This window comes from Saccharothrix espanaensis DSM 44229 (assembly GCF_000328705.1).
GTDB lineage: Bacteria > Actinomycetota > Actinomycetes > Mycobacteriales > Pseudonocardiaceae > Actinosynnema > Actinosynnema espanaense.
The window spans coordinates 461,930-481,742 of the sequence record NC_019673.1 but is presented as its reverse complement, the minus strand read 5'-3'; the positions used below and the strand labels follow the sequence as shown (position 1 = coordinate 481,742).

General features: G+C 72.4%; 20 protein-coding genes and 2 riboswitches. Of the genes, 12 read left to right on the top strand and 8 right to left on the bottom strand.

Annotated elements, in window-relative coordinates:
• Nucleotides 1–96: 96 nt before the first annotated feature.
• The 3 genes from BN6_RS02310 to BN6_RS02300 all read left to right on the top strand — a co-directional run bounded on the left by BN6_RS02310 (nucleotide 97) and on the right by BN6_RS02300 (nucleotide 4,138).
• Nucleotides 97–807: a phosphatidylserine decarboxylase gene (locus tag BN6_RS02310; RefSeq protein ID WP_015097914.1), complete on the top strand. Its 711-nt coding sequence runs from the start codon at nucleotides 97–99 to the stop codon at nucleotides 805–807.
• Between the two features lie 4 nt (nucleotides 808–811).
• Nucleotides 812–1,783 (top strand): CDP-diacylglycerol--serine O-phosphatidyltransferase, encoded by a 972-nt coding sequence (gene pssA, locus BN6_RS02305; protein ID WP_015097913.1) that lies wholly within the window; start codon nucleotides 812–814, stop codon nucleotides 1,781–1,783.
• A gap of 117 nt (nucleotides 1,784–1,900) precedes the next feature.
• Nucleotides 1,901–4,138: an AAA family ATPase gene (locus BN6_RS02300; RefSeq protein ID WP_015097912.1), complete on the top strand. Its 2,238-nt coding sequence runs from the start codon at nucleotides 1,901–1,903 to the stop codon at nucleotides 4,136–4,138.
• Between the two features lie 64 nt (nucleotides 4,139–4,202).
• Here the strand turns inward: BN6_RS02300 and BN6_RS02295 are convergent, their stop codons facing one another.
• Nucleotides 4,203–4,847, bottom strand: a complete 645-nt coding sequence (locus tag BN6_RS02295; RefSeq protein ID WP_015097911.1) for a LytR C-terminal domain-containing protein — start codon at nucleotides 4,845–4,847, stop codon at nucleotides 4,203–4,205.
• The gene (locus BN6_RS02290; protein WP_015097910.1) at nucleotides 4,844–5,140 is read right to left on the bottom strand and encodes a DUF3263 domain-containing protein; all 297 of its coding nucleotides are present in this window, start codon (nucleotides 5,138–5,140) and stop codon (nucleotides 4,844–4,846) included. Before BN6_RS02290 ends, BN6_RS02295 begins: the two co-directional genes overlap by 4 nt.
• A 131-nt stretch (nucleotides 5,141–5,271) precedes the next feature.
• Here BN6_RS02290 and BN6_RS02285 point away from each other — a divergent pair, with 131 nt between their 5' ends.
• Together BN6_RS02285 and BN6_RS02280 are read left to right on the top strand one after the other, a co-directional pair.
• The gene (locus BN6_RS02285) at nucleotides 5,272–5,853 is read left to right on the top strand and encodes a peptide deformylase (protein ID WP_041311696.1); all 582 of its coding nucleotides are present in this window, start codon (nucleotides 5,272–5,274) and stop codon (nucleotides 5,851–5,853) included.
• Nucleotides 5,854–5,956: 103 nt separating this feature from the next.
• Nucleotides 5,957–6,553: a LysE family translocator gene (locus BN6_RS02280; RefSeq protein WP_015097908.1), complete on the top strand. Its 597-nt coding sequence runs from the start codon at nucleotides 5,957–5,959 to the stop codon at nucleotides 6,551–6,553.
• On the opposite strand, the gene BN6_RS43180 is transcribed toward BN6_RS02280, so the two are convergent.
• Complete coding sequence (locus tag BN6_RS43180) at nucleotides 6,440–7,192, bottom strand: hypothetical protein (RefSeq protein ID WP_197540235.1); 753 nt, start codon at nucleotides 7,190–7,192, stop codon at nucleotides 6,440–6,442. The genes BN6_RS02280 and BN6_RS43180 overlap by 114 nt on opposite strands.
• Nucleotides 7,193–7,834: 642 nt before the next feature.
• A riboswitch (TPP riboswitch) is annotated at nucleotides 7,835–7,957 on the top strand.
• Here BN6_RS43180 and thiC point away from each other — a divergent pair.
• The 4 genes from thiC to BN6_RS41505 all read left to right on the top strand — a co-directional run bounded on the left by thiC (nucleotide 7,947) and on the right by BN6_RS41505 (nucleotide 11,910).
• Complete coding sequence (gene thiC / locus BN6_RS02275) at nucleotides 7,947–9,596, top strand: phosphomethylpyrimidine synthase ThiC (protein ID WP_015097906.1); 1,650 nt, start codon at nucleotides 7,947–7,949, stop codon at nucleotides 9,594–9,596. It overlaps the preceding riboswitch by 11 nt.
• On the top strand, nucleotides 9,596–10,411 hold the full coding sequence (gene thiD, locus BN6_RS02270; protein WP_015097905.1) for a bifunctional hydroxymethylpyrimidine kinase/phosphomethylpyrimidine kinase: 816 nt from the start codon (nucleotides 9,596–9,598) through the stop codon (nucleotides 10,409–10,411). The genes thiC and thiD overlap by 1 nt, the downstream gene beginning before the upstream one ends.
• A gap of 65 nt (nucleotides 10,412–10,476) precedes the next feature.
• Nucleotides 10,477–11,316 (top strand): class I SAM-dependent methyltransferase, encoded by an 840-nt coding sequence (locus BN6_RS02265; protein ID WP_015097904.1) that lies wholly within the window; start codon nucleotides 10,477–10,479, stop codon nucleotides 11,314–11,316.
• Between the two features lie 15 nt (nucleotides 11,317–11,331).
• On the top strand, nucleotides 11,332–11,910 hold the full coding sequence (locus tag BN6_RS41505) for a VanZ family protein (RefSeq protein WP_015097903.1): 579 nt from the start codon (nucleotides 11,332–11,334) through the stop codon (nucleotides 11,908–11,910).
• 575 nt (nucleotides 11,911–12,485) lie between these two features.
• Here the strand turns inward: BN6_RS41505 and BN6_RS02255 are convergent.
• From BN6_RS02255 to thiO, 4 genes are all read right to left on the bottom strand, one after another.
• Nucleotides 12,486–12,917, bottom strand: a complete 432-nt coding sequence (locus tag BN6_RS02255) for a MarR family winged helix-turn-helix transcriptional regulator (protein WP_015097901.1) — start codon at nucleotides 12,915–12,917, stop codon at nucleotides 12,486–12,488.
• A gap of 90 nt (nucleotides 12,918–13,007) precedes the next feature.
• A complete protein-coding gene (thiG, locus tag BN6_RS02250; RefSeq protein WP_015097900.1) occupies nucleotides 13,008–13,766 on the bottom strand; it encodes a thiazole synthase in 759 nt (252 codons plus the stop codon).
• 1 nt (nucleotide 13,767) lies between these two features.
• A complete protein-coding gene (gene thiS / locus BN6_RS02245) occupies nucleotides 13,768–13,968 on the bottom strand; it encodes a sulfur carrier protein ThiS (protein WP_015097899.1) in 201 nt (66 codons plus the stop codon).
• On the bottom strand, nucleotides 13,965–14,969 hold the full coding sequence (thiO, locus tag BN6_RS02240; protein ID WP_015097898.1) for a glycine oxidase ThiO: 1,005 nt from the start codon (nucleotides 14,967–14,969) through the stop codon (nucleotides 13,965–13,967). The genes thiS and thiO overlap by 4 nt, the downstream gene beginning before the upstream one ends.
• Nucleotides 14,964–15,075, bottom strand: a riboswitch (TPP riboswitch). (Overlaps the previous gene by 6 nt.)
• 43 nt (nucleotides 15,076–15,118) lie before the next feature.
• On the opposite strand from thiO, the gene thiE reads away from it, so the two are divergent.
• Nucleotides 15,119–15,778 carry a thiamine phosphate synthase gene (thiE, locus tag BN6_RS02235; RefSeq protein WP_015097897.1) on the top strand — a complete coding sequence of 220 codons (660 nt, stop codon included), beginning with the start codon at nucleotides 15,119–15,121 and terminating at the stop codon, nucleotides 15,776–15,778.
• Nucleotides 15,778–16,533, top strand: coding sequence for a dioxygenase family protein (locus BN6_RS02230; RefSeq protein WP_015097896.1), 756 nt, complete (start codon nucleotides 15,778–15,780; stop codon nucleotides 16,531–16,533). Before thiE ends, BN6_RS02230 begins: the two co-directional genes overlap by 1 nt.
• A 380-nt stretch (nucleotides 16,534–16,913) precedes the next feature.
• Here the strand turns inward: BN6_RS02230 and BN6_RS02225 are convergent, their stop codons facing one another.
• Nucleotides 16,914–17,825, bottom strand: a complete 912-nt coding sequence (locus BN6_RS02225) for a S1 family peptidase (protein ID WP_331712624.1) — start codon at nucleotides 17,823–17,825, stop codon at nucleotides 16,914–16,916.
• A gap of 1,032 nt (nucleotides 17,826–18,857) precedes the next feature.
• On the opposite strand from BN6_RS02225, the gene BN6_RS02220 reads away from it, so the two are divergent.
• Complete coding sequence (locus tag BN6_RS02220) at nucleotides 18,858–19,793, top strand: threonine ammonia-lyase (protein ID WP_015097894.1); 936 nt, start codon at nucleotides 18,858–18,860, stop codon at nucleotides 19,791–19,793.
• Nucleotides 19,794–19,813 lie beyond the last annotated feature (20 nt).

Below are 19,813 nucleotides of genomic sequence, written 5' to 3'. Positions count from 1 at the left end.
GTGCGTTCGTCGGGGGACGCACGGACATACCGGACGGGCCCGGTGGTCGCCGGCGTAGCGTGTGGCCGGCCAGCATTTCCCTGACCCGGAAGAGCCATGACCGTCGATCGCGACAAGAACAGTGGTGCCGTCTCCCACTTCATCGACCTCGCTCGGGGGATCGTCCCCCCGATGCACCCCGCGGGCCGCCCGTTCGTGGCGGGCGCGGCCGTCGCGACCCTCCTGGTGCGCCGGTTCTCCCGGCGCGCCGGCGTGGTGGGCGCGCTGCTGACCGCGTGGGTGGCGTGGTTCTTCCGCGAACCCGTGCGGACCACCCCCACCCGGCCCAACCTGGCCGTCGCGCCCGCGGACGGCACCGTCTCGCACGTCGTCGACGCGGTCCCGCCGGCCGAGCTCGGCCTCGGCGACGTGCCGATGACCCGGATCAGCGTGTTCCTGTCCGTGTTCGACGTGCACGTCCAGCGCCTGCCGGTGTCCGGCGCGGTCCGCCAGGTCTCCTACCGGCCGGGCAAGTTCCTGTCCGCCGACCTGGACAAGGCCAGCGAGGACAACGAGCGCAACACCGTCTGGTTGACCTCCACCGAGGGCCACGACGTCGTCGTGGTGCAGATCGCGGGCCTGGTGGCCCGCCGCATCGTCTGCCACGTCGCCGACGGCGACAAGGTCGAGGTCGGCCGCACCTACGGCCTGATCCGCTTCGGGTCGCGGGTCGACCTCTACGTGCCGCAGGGCAGCCGCGTGCTGGTGGAGGCCGGTCAGCGCACCATCGGCGGGGAGACCGTGCTCGCCGAACTCCCGGAGCTCTGACCCGGTGGCTCCCAGCGGGCCCGGCGTCCGGCTGCTGCCCAACGCGATCACCGTGCTCGCGATGTCCGCGGGCCTGTCGTCGGTGTACTTCGCCATCAACCACTACTACGGCGCGGCCATCGCGGCGATCGCGATGGCCGCCGTCCTCGACGGCCTCGACGGCCGGCTGGCCCGGCTCCTCGACGCCACCAGCAAGATGGGCGCGGAACTGGACTCGCTGGCCGACGCGGTGTCCTTCGGCGTCGCGCCCGCCCTGGTGATCTACGTCTGGAAGTTCGGGCCCTACCGCGAGGGCTGGGTGGTGGCCCTCATCTTCGCGATCTGCATGGTGCTGCGGCTGGCCCGGTTCAACACGCTGCTGGAGGTCGAGCAGCCGCCGTTCGCCAAGGAGTTCTTCGTCGGCGTGCCCGCCCCGGCCGGCGGCCTGCTGCTGCTCCTGCCGCTGATCGTGGACGAGCAGGTCGGCGGCCCCGGCTGGTGGTCGGACCCGTGGGTGGTCGCGGCGTGGACGGTCGGCACCGCCTTCCTCCTGGTCAGCCGCATCCCGACGCTGTCGGTCAAGACGATCAAGGTCCCGCCGCGCGCGGTCGCGCCGCTGCTGGTCCTGGTCGGCCTGCTGGCCGCGGTCGTGTTCACCTTCCCGCTGGTCGCGCTGATCGCCGCGATGCTGGTCTACCTGGGGCACCTGCCGTACTCGGTGCGCCGCTACCGGTGGCTGGCCAAGCACCCGGAGGCCTGGTCCGTCCCGGCCGCCGACCGGCGGGCGATCAGGCGGGCGCACGGCGTGGCAGCGCGCCGGCTCGGGCTGCGCCAGCCGCTGGGCGGCCGGGTCGCGGGCGCGGCGATGCGCGCGGTGCGACGGCCCCGGCGGGCGGTCGACCCGGCCCAGGTCGCGGCCGAGGCCAACGGCCAGGGCGGCCCGCACAAGCGGCGCGGCTGGCGGCAGATCGGGCTCCGCCGGCACCACCGGCCCTGAGATCCGGCGGTTGCTCCACCGGCACCATCGGCCCTGAGATCCGGAGTCGGCCCAGGCTCGCCGTGCACCGCCGGGCAGCACCGGCCCTGAGGTCCGGTGTTGGCCTAGGCTCCCCGTGTGATCACGCTGACCGCCCGCCTGTCGCCGTCCGCCCTCGACACCAGGCGCGGAGTCGTCCGGCTGCACCCCGAGGTGCTGGACGCGCTCGGGCTGCGCGCCTGGGACGCGGTGCGGCTGACCGGCGCGCGGGTCAGCTCCGCGCTGGCCGCGGCGAGCGACGCCGCGCCCGGCGTGGTGCTGGTGGACGACGTGACGCTGTCCAACCTCGGCATCGCCGAGGGCTCGGAGGTCGTGGTCGCGCCGGTCGACGTGACCGGCGCGCGGTCGGTCACCGTCGCCGGGTCCCGGCTGGCCAGCACATCGCTCACGCCCGAGACGCTGCGGATGGCGTTGACCGGCAAGGTGCTCACCGTCGGCGACGCGGTGTCGCTGCTCCCGCAGGACCTCTCGCCGCCGCCCGGCGTCGACGTGAGCGTGACCCGCCGCAAGCTGTCCCACGCGATCGGCATGACCTGGACCAACGAGCTGCTGACCATCACGTCGGTCGAGCCGGCCGGCGGACCGGTCGCGGTGCAGCCGTCCACCGTCGTCGGCTGGCGGGACGGCGCGCGCACCGGTGACGCGCCGGCCCGGTCCACCGCCGTCGCCCTGGCCGGCGCGGCGGGTGCCGCGGTCCCGGTCCCGGCGCCGGCCGCCGTGACCGCGCCGGTCGTGCCGACGACCGTCGCCGAACCCGTCCCGGTGGCCGACCTGGTCGGTCAGAAGGACGCCGCCCGGCGGCTCGCCGAGTGGCTCGACCTGACCTTCAGCCACCCCGAGCTGCTCACCCGGCTCGGTGCCGCGCCCCGGCTCGCCGCGCTGGTCAGCGGCCCGGAAGGGGTCGGCAAGGCGACCCTGGTGCGGGCCGTGGCGCACAGCGTCGGCGCGCACGTCGTGGAGGTCGCCGCGCCCAGCATCGCGGTGCTGGAGGCGAGCGCGACCGCGCAGCGCATCGGGGACGCCATCGCCGCGACCGAGGCGCCCGCCGTGCTGCTGATCACCGACGTCGAGGCCCTGCTCCCCGCCACCTCCCCGCCCCCGGTGGCGACGGTCGTGCTGGACGCGCTGCGCGCGGCGGTCGTGGAGGCCGGAATCGCGCTGATCGTGACCAGCGCGCACGCCGAAGCCGTCGACCCCCGGCTGCGCGTGCCGGAGCTGGTCGACCGGGAACTGGTGCTGCCGCTGCCCGACGGCGCGGTGCGCACCGACCTGCTGCGGGTGCTGCTGCGGGACGTGCCGCTGGAGTCCGATGTGGACTTGGGCGCGATCGCCGACCGCACACCGGGTTTCGTCGCCGCCGACCTGCTCGCCCTGCGCCGGGAGGCCGCCGTGCGCTCCGCACTGCGCCAGCGTGACATAGCGGAACCCCACGTGGCACAACAAGACCTGATCGGCGCGTTGGACACCGTGCGGCCGATCTCGATGTCCACATCGGACACCCTGCGGACCGGCGGGCTGACGCTGGACGACGTCGGCGACATGACCGAGGTCAAGCAGGCCCTCACCGAGGCCGCGCTGTGGCCGTTGCAGTACCCCGACTCGTTCGCCCGGCTCGGCGTCGCCCCGCCGCGCGGTCTGCTGCTCTACGGGCCGCCCGGGTGCGGCAAGACCTTCCTGGTGCGGGCGCTCGCGGGCAGTGGGCGGTTGAACGTGCTGTCGGTCAAGGGCGCGGAGCTGATGGACAAGTTCGTCGGCGAGTCCGAGCGGGCGGTCCGCGAACTGTTCCGCCGGGCCGCCGAGGCCGCGCCCGCGCTGGTCTTCCTCGACGAGGTCGACGCGCTCGCCCCGCGCCGCGGCCAGTCCTCGGACTCCGGGGTGGGCGACCGGGTGGTGGCCGCGCTGCTGACCGAGCTCGACGGCGTCGAGCCGTTGCGCGACGTCGTGGTGCTCGGCGCGACCAACCGGCCCGAGCTGATCGACCCCGCCCTGCTGCGGCCCGGCCGGCTGGAGCGCCTGGTCTACGTGCCGCCGCCGGACGCCGACGCGCGCGCCGAGATCCTGCGCGCGTCGTCCCGCAACACCCCGCTGGCCGCCGACGTCGACCTGACCGACCTGGCCGGCGAACTGGAGGGGTACTCGGCGGCGGACTGCGCGGCGCTGATCCGGGAGGCGGCGCTGACCGCCATGCGCGAGTCGCTGTCGGCGTCCGAGGTCACCGCCGACCACCTGGCAGCCGCCCGCCGAGCCGTGCGCCCGTCGCTGGACCCGGCGCAGCTGGCCGCCCTCGCCGCGTACGCCGACTCCCGCTCGAACTAAGACCACCGCGCCGGCCCCGGTCCCTCGACCGGGGCGGCCACCTCCGCCGGGTCCCGGCCGGCGGTCAGATCTTGCCGGACGCGCCCGCGTAGTTGTTGGTGACGATCACGATGATCCCCTCGTGGGCGGACTCGATGCCGTCGAACCGGGGCTTCACCTCGGCCTTGAGCACCTGCCCCAACTGCTGCGCGGACCGCTCCTCGGCCGTGCCCGGCCGGTAGTAGACCGTGGTGGTCGGGATCTGGCCCTGCGAGTAGTTGCCGGTCTCGGCGACGTCCCAGCCGGCGCGCCGGATGTCGTCGGACGCCTTGTGGGCCAGCCCGCTGACGTTGCTGTTGTTGTAGACCCGCACCGGCGGCTTCACGGTGTCGGTCACCGGTGGCGGCGCGGCGGTCGTCGTCGGGGGCGACCCGGCCTGGGTCGTGGTGGCGGGCGGCACCGCCGTGGTGTCGCCGGTCGTGGTCTGCGGCGGGGCGCTCGTGGTCGAGCCGCTGGGCTGACCGTCGGAGGGCCGACCGTCGGAGGACGGGCCGCCGGTGGTCGGGCCTGCCGTCGCGGAGGTCGTGGGCGGTGCGCCCGCCTGGTCGTCGTCGCCGCCGGTGAACAGCGTGGTCACGCCGATCACCGCGGCCACCGCCGCCACCCCGATCAGGGCGTACCCCGCGGCGCGCGCGGGGTGGGCCGAGCCCGCCGGTTCCGGGTTGGTCATCGGCGCTCGACGCCCAGTCGGCGGGCCGCCCTGGCCTTGGCCCGGCCGGACCGGGACCGCTGCAACCGCTTCACCAGCATGGGATCCGCCGCCAACGCCTCTTCCTTCTCCAGCAACGCGTTGAGCAGTTGGTAGTACCGGGTCGGCGACAGGTCGAAGAGCTCCTTGATCGCCTGTTCCTTGGCACCGGCGTACTTCCACCACTGGCGCTCGAAGGCCAGGATCTCGCGTTCCCGCTCGTCCAACCCGTCGTCCGGCCGATCCGCCGGCGCCAGTGCCTCTGCGGCGTCCACTCTGGGCTCCTCAGCCGTGCCTGCGCGTGGGTGCCATTACATCACGTGATCTTGGTCGGGGTCGGCTCATCAGTCGGCGCGTCCCCCGGTCCGTGCCGGATGACCGAGGGTCCACGGATAAACTGCGGGCCATGGCAGTTCACCCGATCGTCATCGCCGGCGAGCCCGTGCTCCACCACCCGACCAAGCCGGTGGAGGTCTTCGACGACGCGTTGCGGACGTTGGTCGAAGACATGTTCGAGACCATGGCGGCGGCGCACGGGGTCGGCCTCGCGGCCAACCAGATCGGGATCGACCAGCGGGTCTTCGTCTACGACTGCCCCGACGACCAGGGCAACCGGTTCCGCGGCGTGGTGGTCAACCCGGTGCTGGAGACCTCGGAGATCCCGCTGGGCATGCCCGACCCGGACGACGACTACGAGGGCTGCCTGTCCGCGCCCGGCGAGTCGTACCCGACGGGCCGCGCCCCGTGGGCCAAGGTGACCGGCTTCGACGCCGACGGCAAGCCCGTCGAGGTGGAGGGCACCGGCTTCTTCGCCCGCTGCCTCCAGCACGAGACCGACCACCTGGACGGCTACCTGTACCTGGACCGCCTGATCGGCCGGCACAAGCGCGCCGCGAAGAAGATGCTCAAGGCGAACGGCTGGGGCGTCCCCGGCCTGACCTGGGACCCCGCCACCGCCGAAGACCCCTTCGCCGACGAAGACGACTGACCCTCTCACCTCCGCCCCCGCTCCCCTTCATCCCGGCTTCGCCCCCACCTCCCGCTCCGCTTCGCCGCCTTAAATTGCTGGACGGCGGGGTGACGATGACGGCATGTGGAGTCACCTGGCCGCCTTCGTCGCGGCGTCCTTCCTGATCGCGCTGTCGCCCGGCCCCGGTACGGCGCTGGTGCTGCGACAGTCGGTGCGGGGACGGGCGAGCGCGCTGGCCACGGTGTTCGGCATGGAGGTCGCGGTCGCGGTGTGGGCGGTGGCGGCGGCCCTCGGGCTGTCGGTGCTGCTCACCGCGTCCGAGGTGGCGTACCACGCGCTGCGGATCACGGGCGCGCTGTTCCTGGTCTACCTGGGGGTGAAGGCGTTCCGCTCGGCGAGCCTGCCGCTGCCGGAAGCGCCGCCCGCCGGCCGTGCGTTCCGCGCGGGCCTGGTGGTGAACCTGGCCAACCCGAAGCTGGGCGTGTTCGCGATCTCGTTCCTGCCGCAGTTCCTGCCGGAGGGGGCGGGGCGGGCGACGCTGCTACTGTTCGCGCTGGTCTGGGTGGCCGTGGACACGATGTGGTACCTGATCGTGGTCGGCGTCCTAGACCGGGTCCGCGGCTGGCTCACCCGCTCGCGGGTCCGCCGGGTCCTGGAGCGGGTGTCCGGCGGGGTCCTGGTCGCGCTGGGCCTTCGCCTGGTGCTCGACCCGCGCTGACCGCCGCCAGGGGAGTTCGGGCAGGCCCGCGAGTTCGACGTGCGTGGTGCACAGGGCCAGGTCGGCGTACCCGCCCGCGATCACGTGGGCGCGGATGCGCTGCACCTGGCCCACCGTGGGGAGTTCGCCGATCAGCAGGAACGGCAGGAGGAGCCGCCACGCGCGGACCACGGTGGGCCGACGGCGGTGCGGCGCGCGCAGGACGGCACGTGCGACACGTAAGGCGTGCTCTTCGGCCGTGATGGCGTCGGGAAACGCCACGTGGTCCCACGACCACCGCAGCGCCTCGGCCATCGCGCACCGGACGCAGTCCACGGGGCCCGCGCCGAGTTCCTTGCCGCAGTGCGAGCAGGAGACGAGCGTCATCGCCCAGTCGGTGCACGTCCAAGGGTGGCGGCCGACCTCGTCCGCGAGCACGAGCTCGGCCAACTCCCGCTCCCCCGCGCCGCCCTCGGCGAGCTTCTCGGCGGCGAGCAGCTCCTGCCAGTCGAGCAGCCAGTACTGGTCGACGAGCTCCGCGCAGAACCGGCACTCGGGATACCCCCGGCCGGCGAGATCACCACAAGAAGGGCACGGCGAAACCCCAGCGGGGCGCGCCACGCGCCGCGCGCCGGGCGGGAACGGCTGGTGATCAGCCACGCGAGAAAGGTACGCGCAAACCCACCCCCTTGGCATCCGCACAACCCCCCAAAACCCGCACCTCCGTTCACCCACCCGCCTCACGGCAATCGGACGCAGTCGTCCCGCGATCAGGCGATCATCGAGAAAAAACGTACGGAAACACCGTTCCCAATCCTCGGTTTGAAACGAGGACGCCACGAACCCCCCAGCCGAACCCCAACCCCCTCCACACCCCCCGGCCCACCCCGACCACCCTGATCCGCCGACCCCACCACGGCACCCGCAAGGCCCACACCCCCGCCGCTACTCACGCCGCCCCACCCGCCCGCCCGCACCCACCAGCCGCACAGCGCCCCAGCAGCCCGCACGCCACGCGCGGGCAGCGGGCAGCGGGCAGCGGGCAGCGGGCGACTCGACGGCAAGCGGCGCCGGCAGGCAAGCGGGACTGGCGGCGACGGTGGGCGACGACGACGACGGGCTGATACCGGCACCAAGCGGCAGATGGCGGCAGCCGTCGCACGTGGCCGCAAGCGGCGGGCGTAGGTGGAGATTAGGCCGGAAGGCGGGTCGGCGATCGGGGCCGGCGATCGGGGCCGGGAAGCGGGGGTTCGCACAGTCCCTTGGCATCGGGACGGCCGCGTGGCTATGGTCGGCTGGACAACTCAACATCGCGGGAGCTCGCGCCTCAGCGGGCTGAGAGGGCGGCTGGAGAGATCCGGTGCCGCCGACCGCCTGAACCTGACCGGGTAATGCCGGCGTAGGGAGGAATGTCGTGACGGCACTTGACGACCGTTCGGTGAAACCCAGCGTCACCACGGGGCCGATCTCCGGCTCGCGCAAGGTCTACCGCGAGGTGGCCGATGGCGTGCGGGTCCCGTTCCGCAGGGTGGAGTTGACCAACGGCGAACATGTCGATCTCTACGACACTTCCGGTCCGTATACCGACAGCGACGCCACCATCGACGTCCACAGTGGACTACCCGCGCTGCGCGCGGACTGGATCGCCGCACGTGAGCCGGTCGACGGGGCGGTGACCCAGCTCGCGTACGCGAAGGCCGGGATCATCACTCCGGAGATGGCCTACATCGCGGGGCGCGAGAACATGAGCCCCGAGTTCGTCCGGGAGGAAGTGGCCATCGGGCGGGCCGTGATCCCGCTGAACCGGCGGCACCCCGAGGCCGAGCCGATGATCATCGGCAAGAAGTTCCTGGTCAAGATCAACGCCAACATCGGCAACTCGGCCGTCTCCTCCTCGATCGAGGACGAGGTCGAGAAGATGGTGTGGGCGTCCCGGTGGGGCGCGGACACCATCATGGACCTGTCCACCGGCAAGCGGATCCACGAGACGCGCGAGTGGATCATGCGCAACTCGCCCGTCCCGATCGGCACGGTGCCGATCTACCAGGCGCTGGAGAAGGTCGACGGCGACCCGGCCAAGCTGTCCTGGGAGGTCTACCGGGACACCGTGGTCGAGCAGGCCGAGCAGGGCGTCGACTACATGACCGTCCACGCCGGCGTGCTGCTCCGCTACGTGCCGCTGACCGCGCGCCGGGTCACCGGGATCGTGTCGCGCGGCGGTTCGATCATGGCCGCTTGGTGCCTGGCGCACCACCGGGAAAGCTTCCTCTACACCCACTTCGAGGAGCTGTGCGAGATCCTGCGCACCTACGACGTGACGTTCTCGCTGGGTGACGGCCTGCGGCCGGGCTCCATCGCGGACGCGAACGACGAGGCGCAGTTCGCCGAGCTGCGCACGTTGGGCGAGTTGACGCACATCGCGCGTTCCCACGACGTGCAGGTGATGATCGAGGGCCCCGGCCACGTGCCGATGCACAAGATCGCGGAGAACGTCCGCCTGGAAGAAGAGTGGTGCGGCGAGGCACCGTTCTACACCCTCGGGCCGCTGGCCACCGACATCGCGCCCGCCTACGACCACATCACGTCCGCGATCGGCGCGGCGCAGATCGGTTGGCTGGGCACGGCGATGCTCTGCTACGTCACGCCGAAGGAGCACCTGGGCCTGCCGAACCGGGATGACGTGAAGACCGGCGTGATCACCTACAAGATCGCGGCGCACTCGGCCGACCTGGCCAAGGGGCACCCGGGCGTCCAGGACTGGGACGACGCGTTGTCCAAGGCGCGCTTCGAGTTCCGCTGGGAGGACCAGTTCAACCTGGCGCTCGACCCGGACACCGCGCGCTCGTTCCACGACGAGACGCTGCCCGCGGAGCCGGCCAAGACCGCGCACTTCTGCTCGATGTGCGGGCCGAAGTTCTGCTCGATGAAGATCACGCAGGACGTCCGCCGGTACGCCGAGGAGCACGGACTGTCCACTGTGGAGGCGATCGAGGCGGGCATGGTGGAGAAGTCGGGCGAGTTCTCCGAGCACGGCAACAAGGTCTACCTGCCGGTGGTCGACTGATGGCGGTGACGCCGCCGCGCTGCCTCACCATCGCCGGGTCGGATTCCGGCGGTGGTGCGGGCATCCAAGCGGACCTGAGAACGCTGTTCGCGTGCGGGGTGCACGGCATGACCGCGGTGACGGCCGTGACCGTGCAGAACTCGTTGGGCGTCACCGGGTACACCGAGATCCCGCCGGAGGTGGTCGCCGCGCAGATCGAGGCGGTGGCCACGGATATCGGTGTGGACGCGGCGAAGACGGGGATGCTGGCGTCGGCGGCGATCATCGAAGCGGTGGCTGCGGCGTGCGACAGAGTCCACATCGGACGGTCGATTCCGTTCGTGGTCGACCCGGTCGCGGCGTCCATGCACGGGGACCAACTGCTGGCCGATGCTGCACTGGACGCGTTGCGCACCAAGCTTTTCCCGCGGGCGACGTTGGTGACTCCGAACTTGGACGAAGTGCGGCTGCTGACCGGGATCGAGGTGCGCCACCACGCGGACCAGCGCAAGGCCGCCGAGGCTTTGTTCGAGTTCGGGCCGCAGTGGGTGCTGGTCAAGGGCGGTCACCTGTGGGACGACCCGGGGTGCCTGGACATCCTGTACGACGGGAAGCTGTTCATCGAACTGCCCGGTCCTCGTTACGCCGTGAAGCACACGCACGGCAGCGGTGACACGCTGGCGTCGGCGATCACGTCACGGTTGGCGCGTGGCGAGGACATGCCGACGGCGGTGCGGTTCGGCAAGGAGTTCATCGTCCGCTCGGTAGCCGCCGCCTACCCCCTCGGCGGCGGCGTGGGACCGGTGTCCCCGTTGTGGCGGTTGGGAAACGTCTAGCACGTCCAGGACGTCGAGCATGCCGAGAACTCGCCGGGGCGGCCGGCCAGGACTACCTTGGCGGTGTGGACCGCGAAAAGGTCGACCTGACCGGCGCCCCGGAGACGATGCTCGCCACCCTCTACGGCCGCGCGCTCGACAGTCGCGCGGCGAAGTCGATCCTGCACGACTCGGCGGCGGCCGACGCGGTCGCGCGGATCGAGTACGACTTCCGCAAAACCGGGGTCAACGCCGCCACAGCGGCCGGTATCGCAATGCGCGCGAAGCACCTGGACAACTGGACTTCCGGGTTCCTACAAGAGAATCCGACGGCGACCGTGCTGCACTTGGCGTGTGGCCTGGACACTCGTGCGCACCGGCTCGCGCCCGGCGACGGCGTGCGCTGGATCGACGTCGACTACCCCGACGTCGTGGCGCTGCGGCAACGGTTGCTGCCGACGCCGAGCGGGGACTACCGGGTTGTGGCGTCGTCGGTCACGGACGCGGCGTGGCTGGAGGAAGTGCCCGCCGACCGGCCGACCGTGGTCGTGTTCGAGGGGTTGACGATGTACTTGACGGGGCAGGAAGTCCAGAGCCTCGTCGAACGGGTCGTCGGACGTTTCGCGCGCGGTGAGTTGCTGTTCGACGTGTACGGGACGACCGGGATCCGGCTGCAGAAGCTGGTGCCGGCGGTGCGCAACGCGGGTGCGACGCTGCGCTGGGGGTTGGACGACCCGCACGCCATCGAGCGCTGGGGGGTGCGGTTGGTGGAGGACCTGCGCAGCCTCGATCTGCCTGAGATCGCGGACCTGCCGGCGGCGAGCCGGATCCCGTTGCGGGTCATGGCGAAGCTGCCTGGATTCCGAGACGTCGGACGAATCCTGCGCTACCGGTTCCCGGCGTTGAGCCAACCGGAACAGAACTGAGGCGTCCAGTAAGACATGAGCGCACGACAGGACGCGTACATCGCGGAGTTGGTGTTGAGCCGACCGGAAGTCGTCGCGGCGATGCTCTTCGGATGCCTCGTGCTCGGCGCGGTGGCCCTGGGGTTGGCGCGGTGGCGGGGGTGGCGGCCGGTGATGTCGGTGATGGCGGGGTGCGGGCTCGCGCTCGCGCTGGCCGTGACCCTGGGCAGACCGGGCGTGCTCGACGCGGGGGTGTGGACGGCCGACCCGATCGGCGTGTGCGCCTTCAACGGCTTCTCGCTCACCGGGTCGCTGGAGCGGCTGAACCTGGTGATGCTCGTGCCGTTCGCATTTTTCGCGACCGTGGCGACGCGGCGACCGCTGACCGTGCTCGTGCTGTCGGCGGGGTTGAGCCTGGCAGTGGAACTCGTCCAGTTCACGACCGGGCTCGGGGTGTGCGAGACGCGTGACTTCTACAACAACACGATCGGCGCGGCGGGCGCGGTGCTGGTCGGGGCGCTCGTCATAGCCGTGTCAGGTAGCTCTCGCCCAAAACGCACAGGGCACTCAGGGCACTCAGGGCGACGGTCGCGGGATCCAGTAACCACAAGGTGAGCGCGCCTCCCAGGAACGCCACCAGTTCCGCCGCGGCCGCGTCGCCGAGGACGCCCGCCGGGATCCGGAGCGGTTCTTCGGGCGGCACCGCTGGGAGCTGTCCCCGCGGGACGGCCCGAGCCATCGAGGTCCGGCCCGAATCCGTCCAGGTCCGTCCCGTCCCGGGTCCCGTCCCATCGCGCGACCGGCTGGCGCGGAGGCTGGCGGCTGCCGGGCTGACGGCTGCCGGGCCGGCGGCCGCTAGCCGCATGCCGGGTGCCGCACGGCGGCGCTGGCTGGCACGTAGCTCGCCAAGCCGTCGGCGTCGAGCGGGCCGTGGGTGGTCGGGGAGTCCGGGGTGGTGGGTGGTGCGGGTGGCTGGGTCGGGGTGGTGCGGGTGGCTGGGGGGTGGGGGTCAGGGGGTGGTGGGGCTGGGGGTGGGGTCATGGGATCTGGGGAGGATGGTTCGGAGGGGGTTCGAGGCGTCGGTATACAAACCGAGTGACGGGAACAGTGTTTCCGTACGTTTTTTGGGGTTGATCACTCGATCGTGTGGCGAGGTGCGGCGAAGGGCGTGAGGAGAGGGGGTGAGGGGGTCAGCCGGCTTCGCCTACCAGGACTTCCAGGGCCGGTAGGGCGTTCACCAGGGCTGCCTGGTGTTCCGGGGTCAGTTCTTCTATTCGGCGTTGCAGCTCGTGCACGCGGGCCGACCTGACGCCGGACACCATCGTCTCGCCTTCCGGGGTCGGGGTGGCCAGCCAGGCCCTGCCGTCTTGGGGGTCCGGGTCGCGTTTCACGTAGCCCGCTTCCACCAGGGCCGCCACGATCCGGGACAGGGTCGGGGGTGCCACGCCCTCCTTGGCCGCCAGGTCGCCCAGCCGCATCGGGCCGCAGCGGGCGAGGGTGGCCAGCGCGGACACCGCGCCGGGGCCCAGGCCCGGTGAACCGGTGCGGCGCAGCAAGCGGGACAGCCTGCCGATCGCGAGGTACAGCCGGGCGGTGGCGTCCTCGACCTGGTCGGCAGCCACAGCAGCCTCCTACGTGCACAACGACGGAATGAACCAGAAGCATCCATCATGCCCTGTGCCCGAGCCACCGCCCGTCGGGTGATCAACGAATCAGACGTCCGGCGCAGGGCTGGACGCGTGTGCCCAGAACCGCTGCGGGATCCGACCCGCCGAGCGGGCCAACCTGCCGGCCTCCACGGCCGCGCGCATCGCCGCCGCCATCCGCGGCGGGTCCTGCGCCCTGGTCACCGCAGTGGCCAACAGCACAGCGGAACAGCCCAGTTCCATTGCCAGTGCGGCATCCGAGGCGGTGCCGATGCCCGCGTCGAGGATCACCGGCACCCCGGCGCGGGCGACGATGAGTTCGATGTTGTGCGGGTTGCGGATGCCCAGGCCGGTCCCGATCGGCGACCCCAGCGGCATGACGGCCGCGCAGCCGACGTCTTCCAGGCGGCGCGCCAGGACCGGGTCGTCGTTGGTGTAGGGCAGGACCACGAAGCCGTCGTCCACGAGTTGCTCGGCGGCGTCGAGGAGTTCCACCGGGTCCGGCAGCAGGGTTTGTTCGTCGGCGACGACTTCCAGCTTGACCCAGTCGGTTTCCAACGCCTCCCGGGCCAGGCGCGCGGTCAGCACGGCTTCCGCCGCGCCACGGCACCCCGCGGTGTTCGGCAGCACGGAGATGCCCAGGCGGCGCAACAGCTCCAGCACCCCGCCGCCGCCGGCGTCCAGGCGGCGCATGGCGACGGTGGTCAGCTCGGTGCCGGACGCGATCAGCGCGCGTTCCAGCACCGACAGGTTGGCCGCTCCCCCGGTGCCCATGACGAGCCGGGAGCCGAACTCGCGGTTCGCGACGATCAGCGGGTCGTCCACGTCAGCCCCCCTGCACGGCGGTCAGCACTTCGACGGCGGCCCCGTCCGGCACCGGGGTGGACGCCCACGCCGCGCGCGGCACGACTTCGCCGTCCAGCGCCACGGCCACGCCGGAGGTCGGCGCGCCCAGCAGGTCGAGCACCGACGCGACGGTCGAGCCGTCGGCCAGTTCCCGTTGCTCACCATTGACCCGAGCCTTCAACTGCGTCCTCCTTCGCGGAGCAGGTCGAGCACCCGCCGCGCCGTGATCGGCGCGAGCAGCAGGCCGTTGCGGTGGTGGCCGGTCGCGGCCAGCACGCCGGGTTCGAGCCACTCGACTACCGGCAGGTTGTCGGGGCTGCCGGCGCGGAACCCCGCCGTGCACTCGGCGAGCGCGTACTCGGCGACGGCCGGCCAGACGACTTCCGCGTCCCGCAACAGGTCTCGCACGCCGCCGACGGTGACGTCCGGGTCGAAGCCCGCCTCGTACTGGGTCGCGCCCAGGACCAGGCCGCCGGCCCGGGGGACCAGGTAGACGGGCCGGCCGGACACCTGGGCCCGCACGGTGTGCGCGGGCGGCGGCAGCGCGCCGGGCCGGGCGGCCAGGCGGAGGATCTCGCCCTTGACCGGCCGGATCACCTCGCGCAGCGCGGGGTGCAGGTCGCGGCTCCACGCGCCGGCCGCGATGACCGTGACCGGGTTGTCCATTGTGGACTGTTCGGTGAAGCGGACGCCGTGCGCCCGGCAGGCGTCCCGGAGGGCGCGCAGCAGCTCGCGGTTGTCGACGGAGAGGTCGCCGGGGACGGACAGTCCGCTGCGGACCGACGGGCCGAAGCCCGGTTCGGCGGCGCGCAGCTCGCGCCGGGTCAGCCTGGTCGCGGTGCGGCCCTGGCCCTCCAGGTAGGACCGCAACTGGTCGAGCACCTCGACGTCCGCGGCGTCGGTGGCGACCGCCAGGGTGCCGGTCGGGCTCAGGGTGACGCCGAGGTCGGCGGCGAAGTCCGGCCACAGCGCCAACGATTCCACGCCCAGCGCCAGCACTTCCTCGTCACCCGGCCACGCTTCGGTGATCGGCGCGAGCATCCCGCCCGCCACCCACGAACCGCCGTGCGGCGATCCGAGGTCGACCACCTCGACCGGGATCCCGTCGCGCGCGGCGAACCACGCGGCGGACAGGCCGATGACACCGCCGCCGAGGATGGTCACCCCGCTCTTGCTCACCAAGGCACTCACGCTCCCTGCGCCGGCATGACCCGGATCAGGTTCGACGGTCGGAGCGAACCACGCTCCCTCTCAGCCCGGTGTTCTCCAGGCTCCCGTGCGGACCACCTCCACCGTAGCGCACGATTCCGGCCGGCGGTTACCGTGCGGCCGTGCCAGGACTCGACGGAACCCAGATCAGGCGGCGGCTCGCCGACGCGCGGCTGTACCTCTGCACGCCGACCCGTCCGGACCTCGCGGAGTTCGCGGACGCGGCGCTCGCGGGCGGGGTGGACATCGTGCAGTTGCGGGACAAGGGGCTGGAAGCGCGGCAGGAGATCGCGGCGCTGGAGGTGCTGGCCGAGGCGTGCGCCCGGCACGGCGCGCTGCTCGCGGTGAACGACCGGGCGGACGTGGCGCTGGCGGTGGACGCCGACGTGCTGCACCTGGGCCAGGACGACCTGCCGGTGCCGCTCGCCCGCCGGGTGGTCGGCGAGGGCGTGGTGATCGGCCGTTCGACGCACGACGTCGGCCAGGCGCGCGCGGCGGCGGACGAGCCCGGCGTGGACTACTTCTGCACCGGCCCGTGCTGGCCGACGCCGACCAAGCCGGGCCGGCCCGCGCCGGGGCTGGATCTGGTGCGGGCCACCGCCGGGACGACCGACCGCCCGTGGTTCGCGATCGGCGGCATCGACCGGGCCCGGCTGCCGGAGGTCCTCGCGGCCGGCGCGGACCGGGTCGTGGTGGTGCGGGCGATCACCGAGGCGGAGGACCCCCGGGCCGCCGCATCCTGGTTGAAAATTCAACTACAAGGCGTACAGTCGTCGGGGTGATGCCTGTGCTGTACCTGGGCCACGGGGCTCCCCCGCTGGCCGACGACGAACGGTGGACCGGCGAGCTGAGGTCGTGGTCCGCGACGCTCCCGCGGCCGGAGTCGATCCTCATCGTGTCCGCGCACTGGGAGGAACAACCGCTCACCCTGGGCGCGACCACGACCGTGCCGCTGACCTACGACTTCTGGGGCTTCCCGCAGCGGTACTACGACGTCGTCTACGAGGCGCCCGGCGCACCCGGGCTCGCCGCGAGCGTGACGAAGCTGGTGGACGAGCCCGTCGCGCAGGACGCCGCGCGCGGCCTGGACCACGGCGCGTACGTGCCGCTCAAGGAGATGTTCCCGGACGCGGACATCCCGGTCCTGCAGATGTCCATGCCGACCTTGGACCCGCGCCGGCTGTTCGACGTCGGCCGCAAGCTGGCCCCGCTGCGCGACCAGGGCGTGCTGATCGTCGGCAGCGGTTTCATGACGCACAACCTGAGCTGCGTGGACATGCGCACCGGGCCGGACTACCGGCCGCCGGAGTGGTCGGCCGAGTTCGACGACTGGGCCGGGCGGGCGCTGGCCGCCAAGGACGTGGACGGCCTGCTGGACTTCCAGCACAAGGCGCCGGCCGCCGGGATCGCGCACCCGCGCACCGAGCACTTCGCGCCGCTGTTCGTGTCGCTGGGCGCGAGCGCCGACCAGGACGCGACCACCACCGTGGACGGCTTCTGGTACGGGCTGTCCAAGCGGTCGGTCCAGTTCGACTGACCGGCGAAGCCGGACCAGGACGGGCGGGTTCGGCCGGGACGGGCGGGTTCGGCCGGGACGGGCGGGTTCGGCCGGGACGGGCGGGTTCGGCCGGGACGGGCGGGTTCGGCCGGGACGGGCGGGTTCGGCCGGGACGGGCGGGTTCGGCCGGGACGGGCGGGTTCGGCCGGGACGGGCGGGTTCGGCCGGGACGGGCGGGTTCGGCCGGGACGGGCGGGTTCGGCCGGGACGGGCGGGTTCGGCCGGGACGGGCGGGTTCGGCCGGGACGGGGCGCGATGGCCGAAGACGGGGGAACACCCCTCGGGGGAAGGGGAGCCCGAGGGGTGTTCCGCTCGTGGCGCGCGGTCCGCAGGGATGTCGACCGCGCGCCACCCGGGCGTCAGCCGGTGGTGAGCCGCAGGCCGTAGACGCTCAGGATCTCGTTGAGGGGCTGGAAGTAGGTCGTGCCGCCGGACGAGCAGTTGCCCGACCCGCCGGAGGTCACGCCCTGGGCCTGGCCGAAGCCGGTGCCCGCCACCCACGAGCCGCCCGAGTCACCGGGCTCCGCGCACGCGTTCGTGCGGGTGAGGCCGGACACCGAGCCCTGCGGGTAGTTCACCGTGGAGTTCTTCGCCTGCACGGTGCCGCAGCGCCAGCCGGTGGTGGAACCCGAACGGCAGATCTGCGCGCCGACGGCCGCCTCGGAGTTGCCCTTGACGATCACGTTGGAGCCGCTGCGGTTGACCCACGGGCGGGACGTCCAGTTGGAGTTGGTCGCGACCCACGCGTAGTCGTTGCCGGGGAACGACGAGCCGCGGAAGGTGCCCTGGGACACCCGGTTGGAGCCGGTCGTGGCGGCACCGGTGCGGCCGCAGTGCCCGGCGGTCACGAAGCCGCCGGTGACCGCGAAGCCGATCGAGCAGCGGCTGCTGCCGATGTAGTACGCGTCGCCGCCGCGGGTGTCGTAGAGCGGAGTGGGTGACTGGTCGACCTCGACCACGCGGACCGCCGTGCCGACGGACTTGGCGGTGGCCACGAACGCGTCGGCCGCCGCGTCGCGGGTGTGCCGGTTGACCTCGACCACGACGGTGTTGCTCGCGTCGTCGACCCGCCAGCCGGTCACGGACACCGGTGCGGAGAGGGCGTCCAACGCGGCCTTGGTGCCGTTGAGCTGACGTTGCGAGAAGGTCACGAGCCGGGTGTCCGCGCCGAGGGCACGGACGGCGTCGACCCGGGCACTGTCGGTGACACCGACGGTCAGCTTGCCGGTCGAGCCGTCGATCCACGCGCCCGCGAATGTGTCACCGAGCACACTTCGCACTTGCGCCTCTCGTTCACCCGACCTGGCGTCGTTGGCCAGTCGGACGCGTGCTTCCTCGGCGTTTAGGCCCAGATCGCGTTCCACCGCTCGGAGCAACTCGGCCGGGTAGCTCTCCGTGTTGGCGGCGGTTGCCCCGTAGGGGGCGGCAGGGTCCGCGATCGCCGGTACGCTGAGAGCTGAAGCCGTGCCGGTGGCGAGCAAGGCGGCCACCGCGAGGCGGACCGCACTCGTGCGGTTCATACAGGCGTCTCCCTCATCTTCGGGTGCAGGGAACCCGAGAGCCTGGTTGCAGGGACCGCTCTCGGGGGCTCTAGGGGGACGGGTGGTGGGGCGGCGGCAGGGGTCGCCCCACCCCTTTTCTTTTCGCCGTCGTGCCAGGTGTCTCCACCGCTTCGTCCAGTGGCCCCGCCGTGTCGTCCGGCGGCCCCACCGCGTCGAGCCCGCAACGGGCGGACAGCGCTCGCAGCCTCCGCACAGCGCCTCCTTCCTCGGTCTCTACTGACCGGTACTAACCCGTTCGAGCGACGTTATGACCCTGTTATCTATTACGCCTCGGGCCATCCGAGGACGAAGTGTGTCACAGCTCACGACCATTTGACTGCGCTGTGTAGCAATTGACAGTTAACTCTCACTCAAGGTAGTGAGACGATCACCGATTTGGGGTGATTTGCCAGAAGTAAGGGTTTCGGCTTCCCCTGGCCCCGACGTGTGAATGCTGCTGGGCCAAGCGGGTGATACCGGAGGGCTTCCGGTTTCGCTCGGAGTAGTGGCCGGTGCCGGCGTGGTCGTGGTCGGCACAACCGCCGACCCGGTGGTCGGCGTCGGTACAGGTGTGGTGGTGCTCATGGGTGGCGTGGTGTTCTTCCCGGGTCGTCCATTCGGTACCCCCGGCCGGCCGGGAGGCTCGACCGTGGAAGAGGGAACCGGGGCCCCGCGTACTTGGTCGACGCGGTGAATGTGACGAGGCCCACAAGCAAGGCCGCTGCCGCGGACAGCGCCGCAACGGTCGTCAGGATCGTCCCCATGGCACTCGTGACGATCTCCGACATCCGCGCCGCCGCCGCCCTGATCGCCCCCGTGGTGGTGCGCACCCCGCTGCTGCGCTTCGACGACCGGCTCTCGCTCAAGCCGGAGAACCTCCAACCGGTGGGCGCGTTCAAGATCCGGGGCGCCTACCACGCGCTGGCGCGGCTGCCCGAGCAGCAGCGGGCGCGCGGGGTGGTGGCGTACTCCAGCGGGAACCACGCCCAGGCGGTCGCGTTCGCCGCGCGGGAGTTCGGGGTGCCGGCCACGATCGTCGTGCCGGAGAACGCGCCCGAGGTGAAGATCGCGGCCACCCGGGCGTGGGGCGCGGAGGTGGTGCTGGTGCCGATGGCGCAGCGCGAGTCCCGGGCCCACGAGCTGGCCGAGGAGCGCGGGACGACGTTGATCCCGCCGTTCGACCACCCCGACGTGATCGCCGGGCAGGGCACCGTCGGGCTGGAGGTGGTCGAGGACGCGCCGGCGGTGGACGTGGTGCTGGTGCCGGTCAGCGGCGGCGGGCTGATCTCCGGGGTGGCGGCGGCGGTGAAGGCGCTGCGGCCGGCGGCGCGGGTGGTCGGCGTGGAGCCGGCGTTCGCGGCCGACGCGGCGGAGTCGTTGCGGGCCGGGGAGTTGGTGCGCTGGCCGGCGGCCGACCGGGAGCGGACGTCGGCGGACGGGCTGCGCGCGGAGCCGTCGGACTTGACGTTCGCTCACATCCAGACCTTTGTGGACGACATCGTGACGGTGACCGAGGAGCAGATCGCCGACGCGGTGCGCCGGCTGGCGGGCCGGGCGCGGCTGGTGGTGGAGCCCAGCGGGGCCGTCGCGGTGGCGGCGTACCTGGCCGACGCCGAGCGGTGGCCGCAGCGGACCGTGGCGGTGGTGTCGGGCGGCAACATCGACCCGGCCGCCTACCTCCGCCTGCTCTCCGCCTGACCCCGCGCCACCGGCCCGGA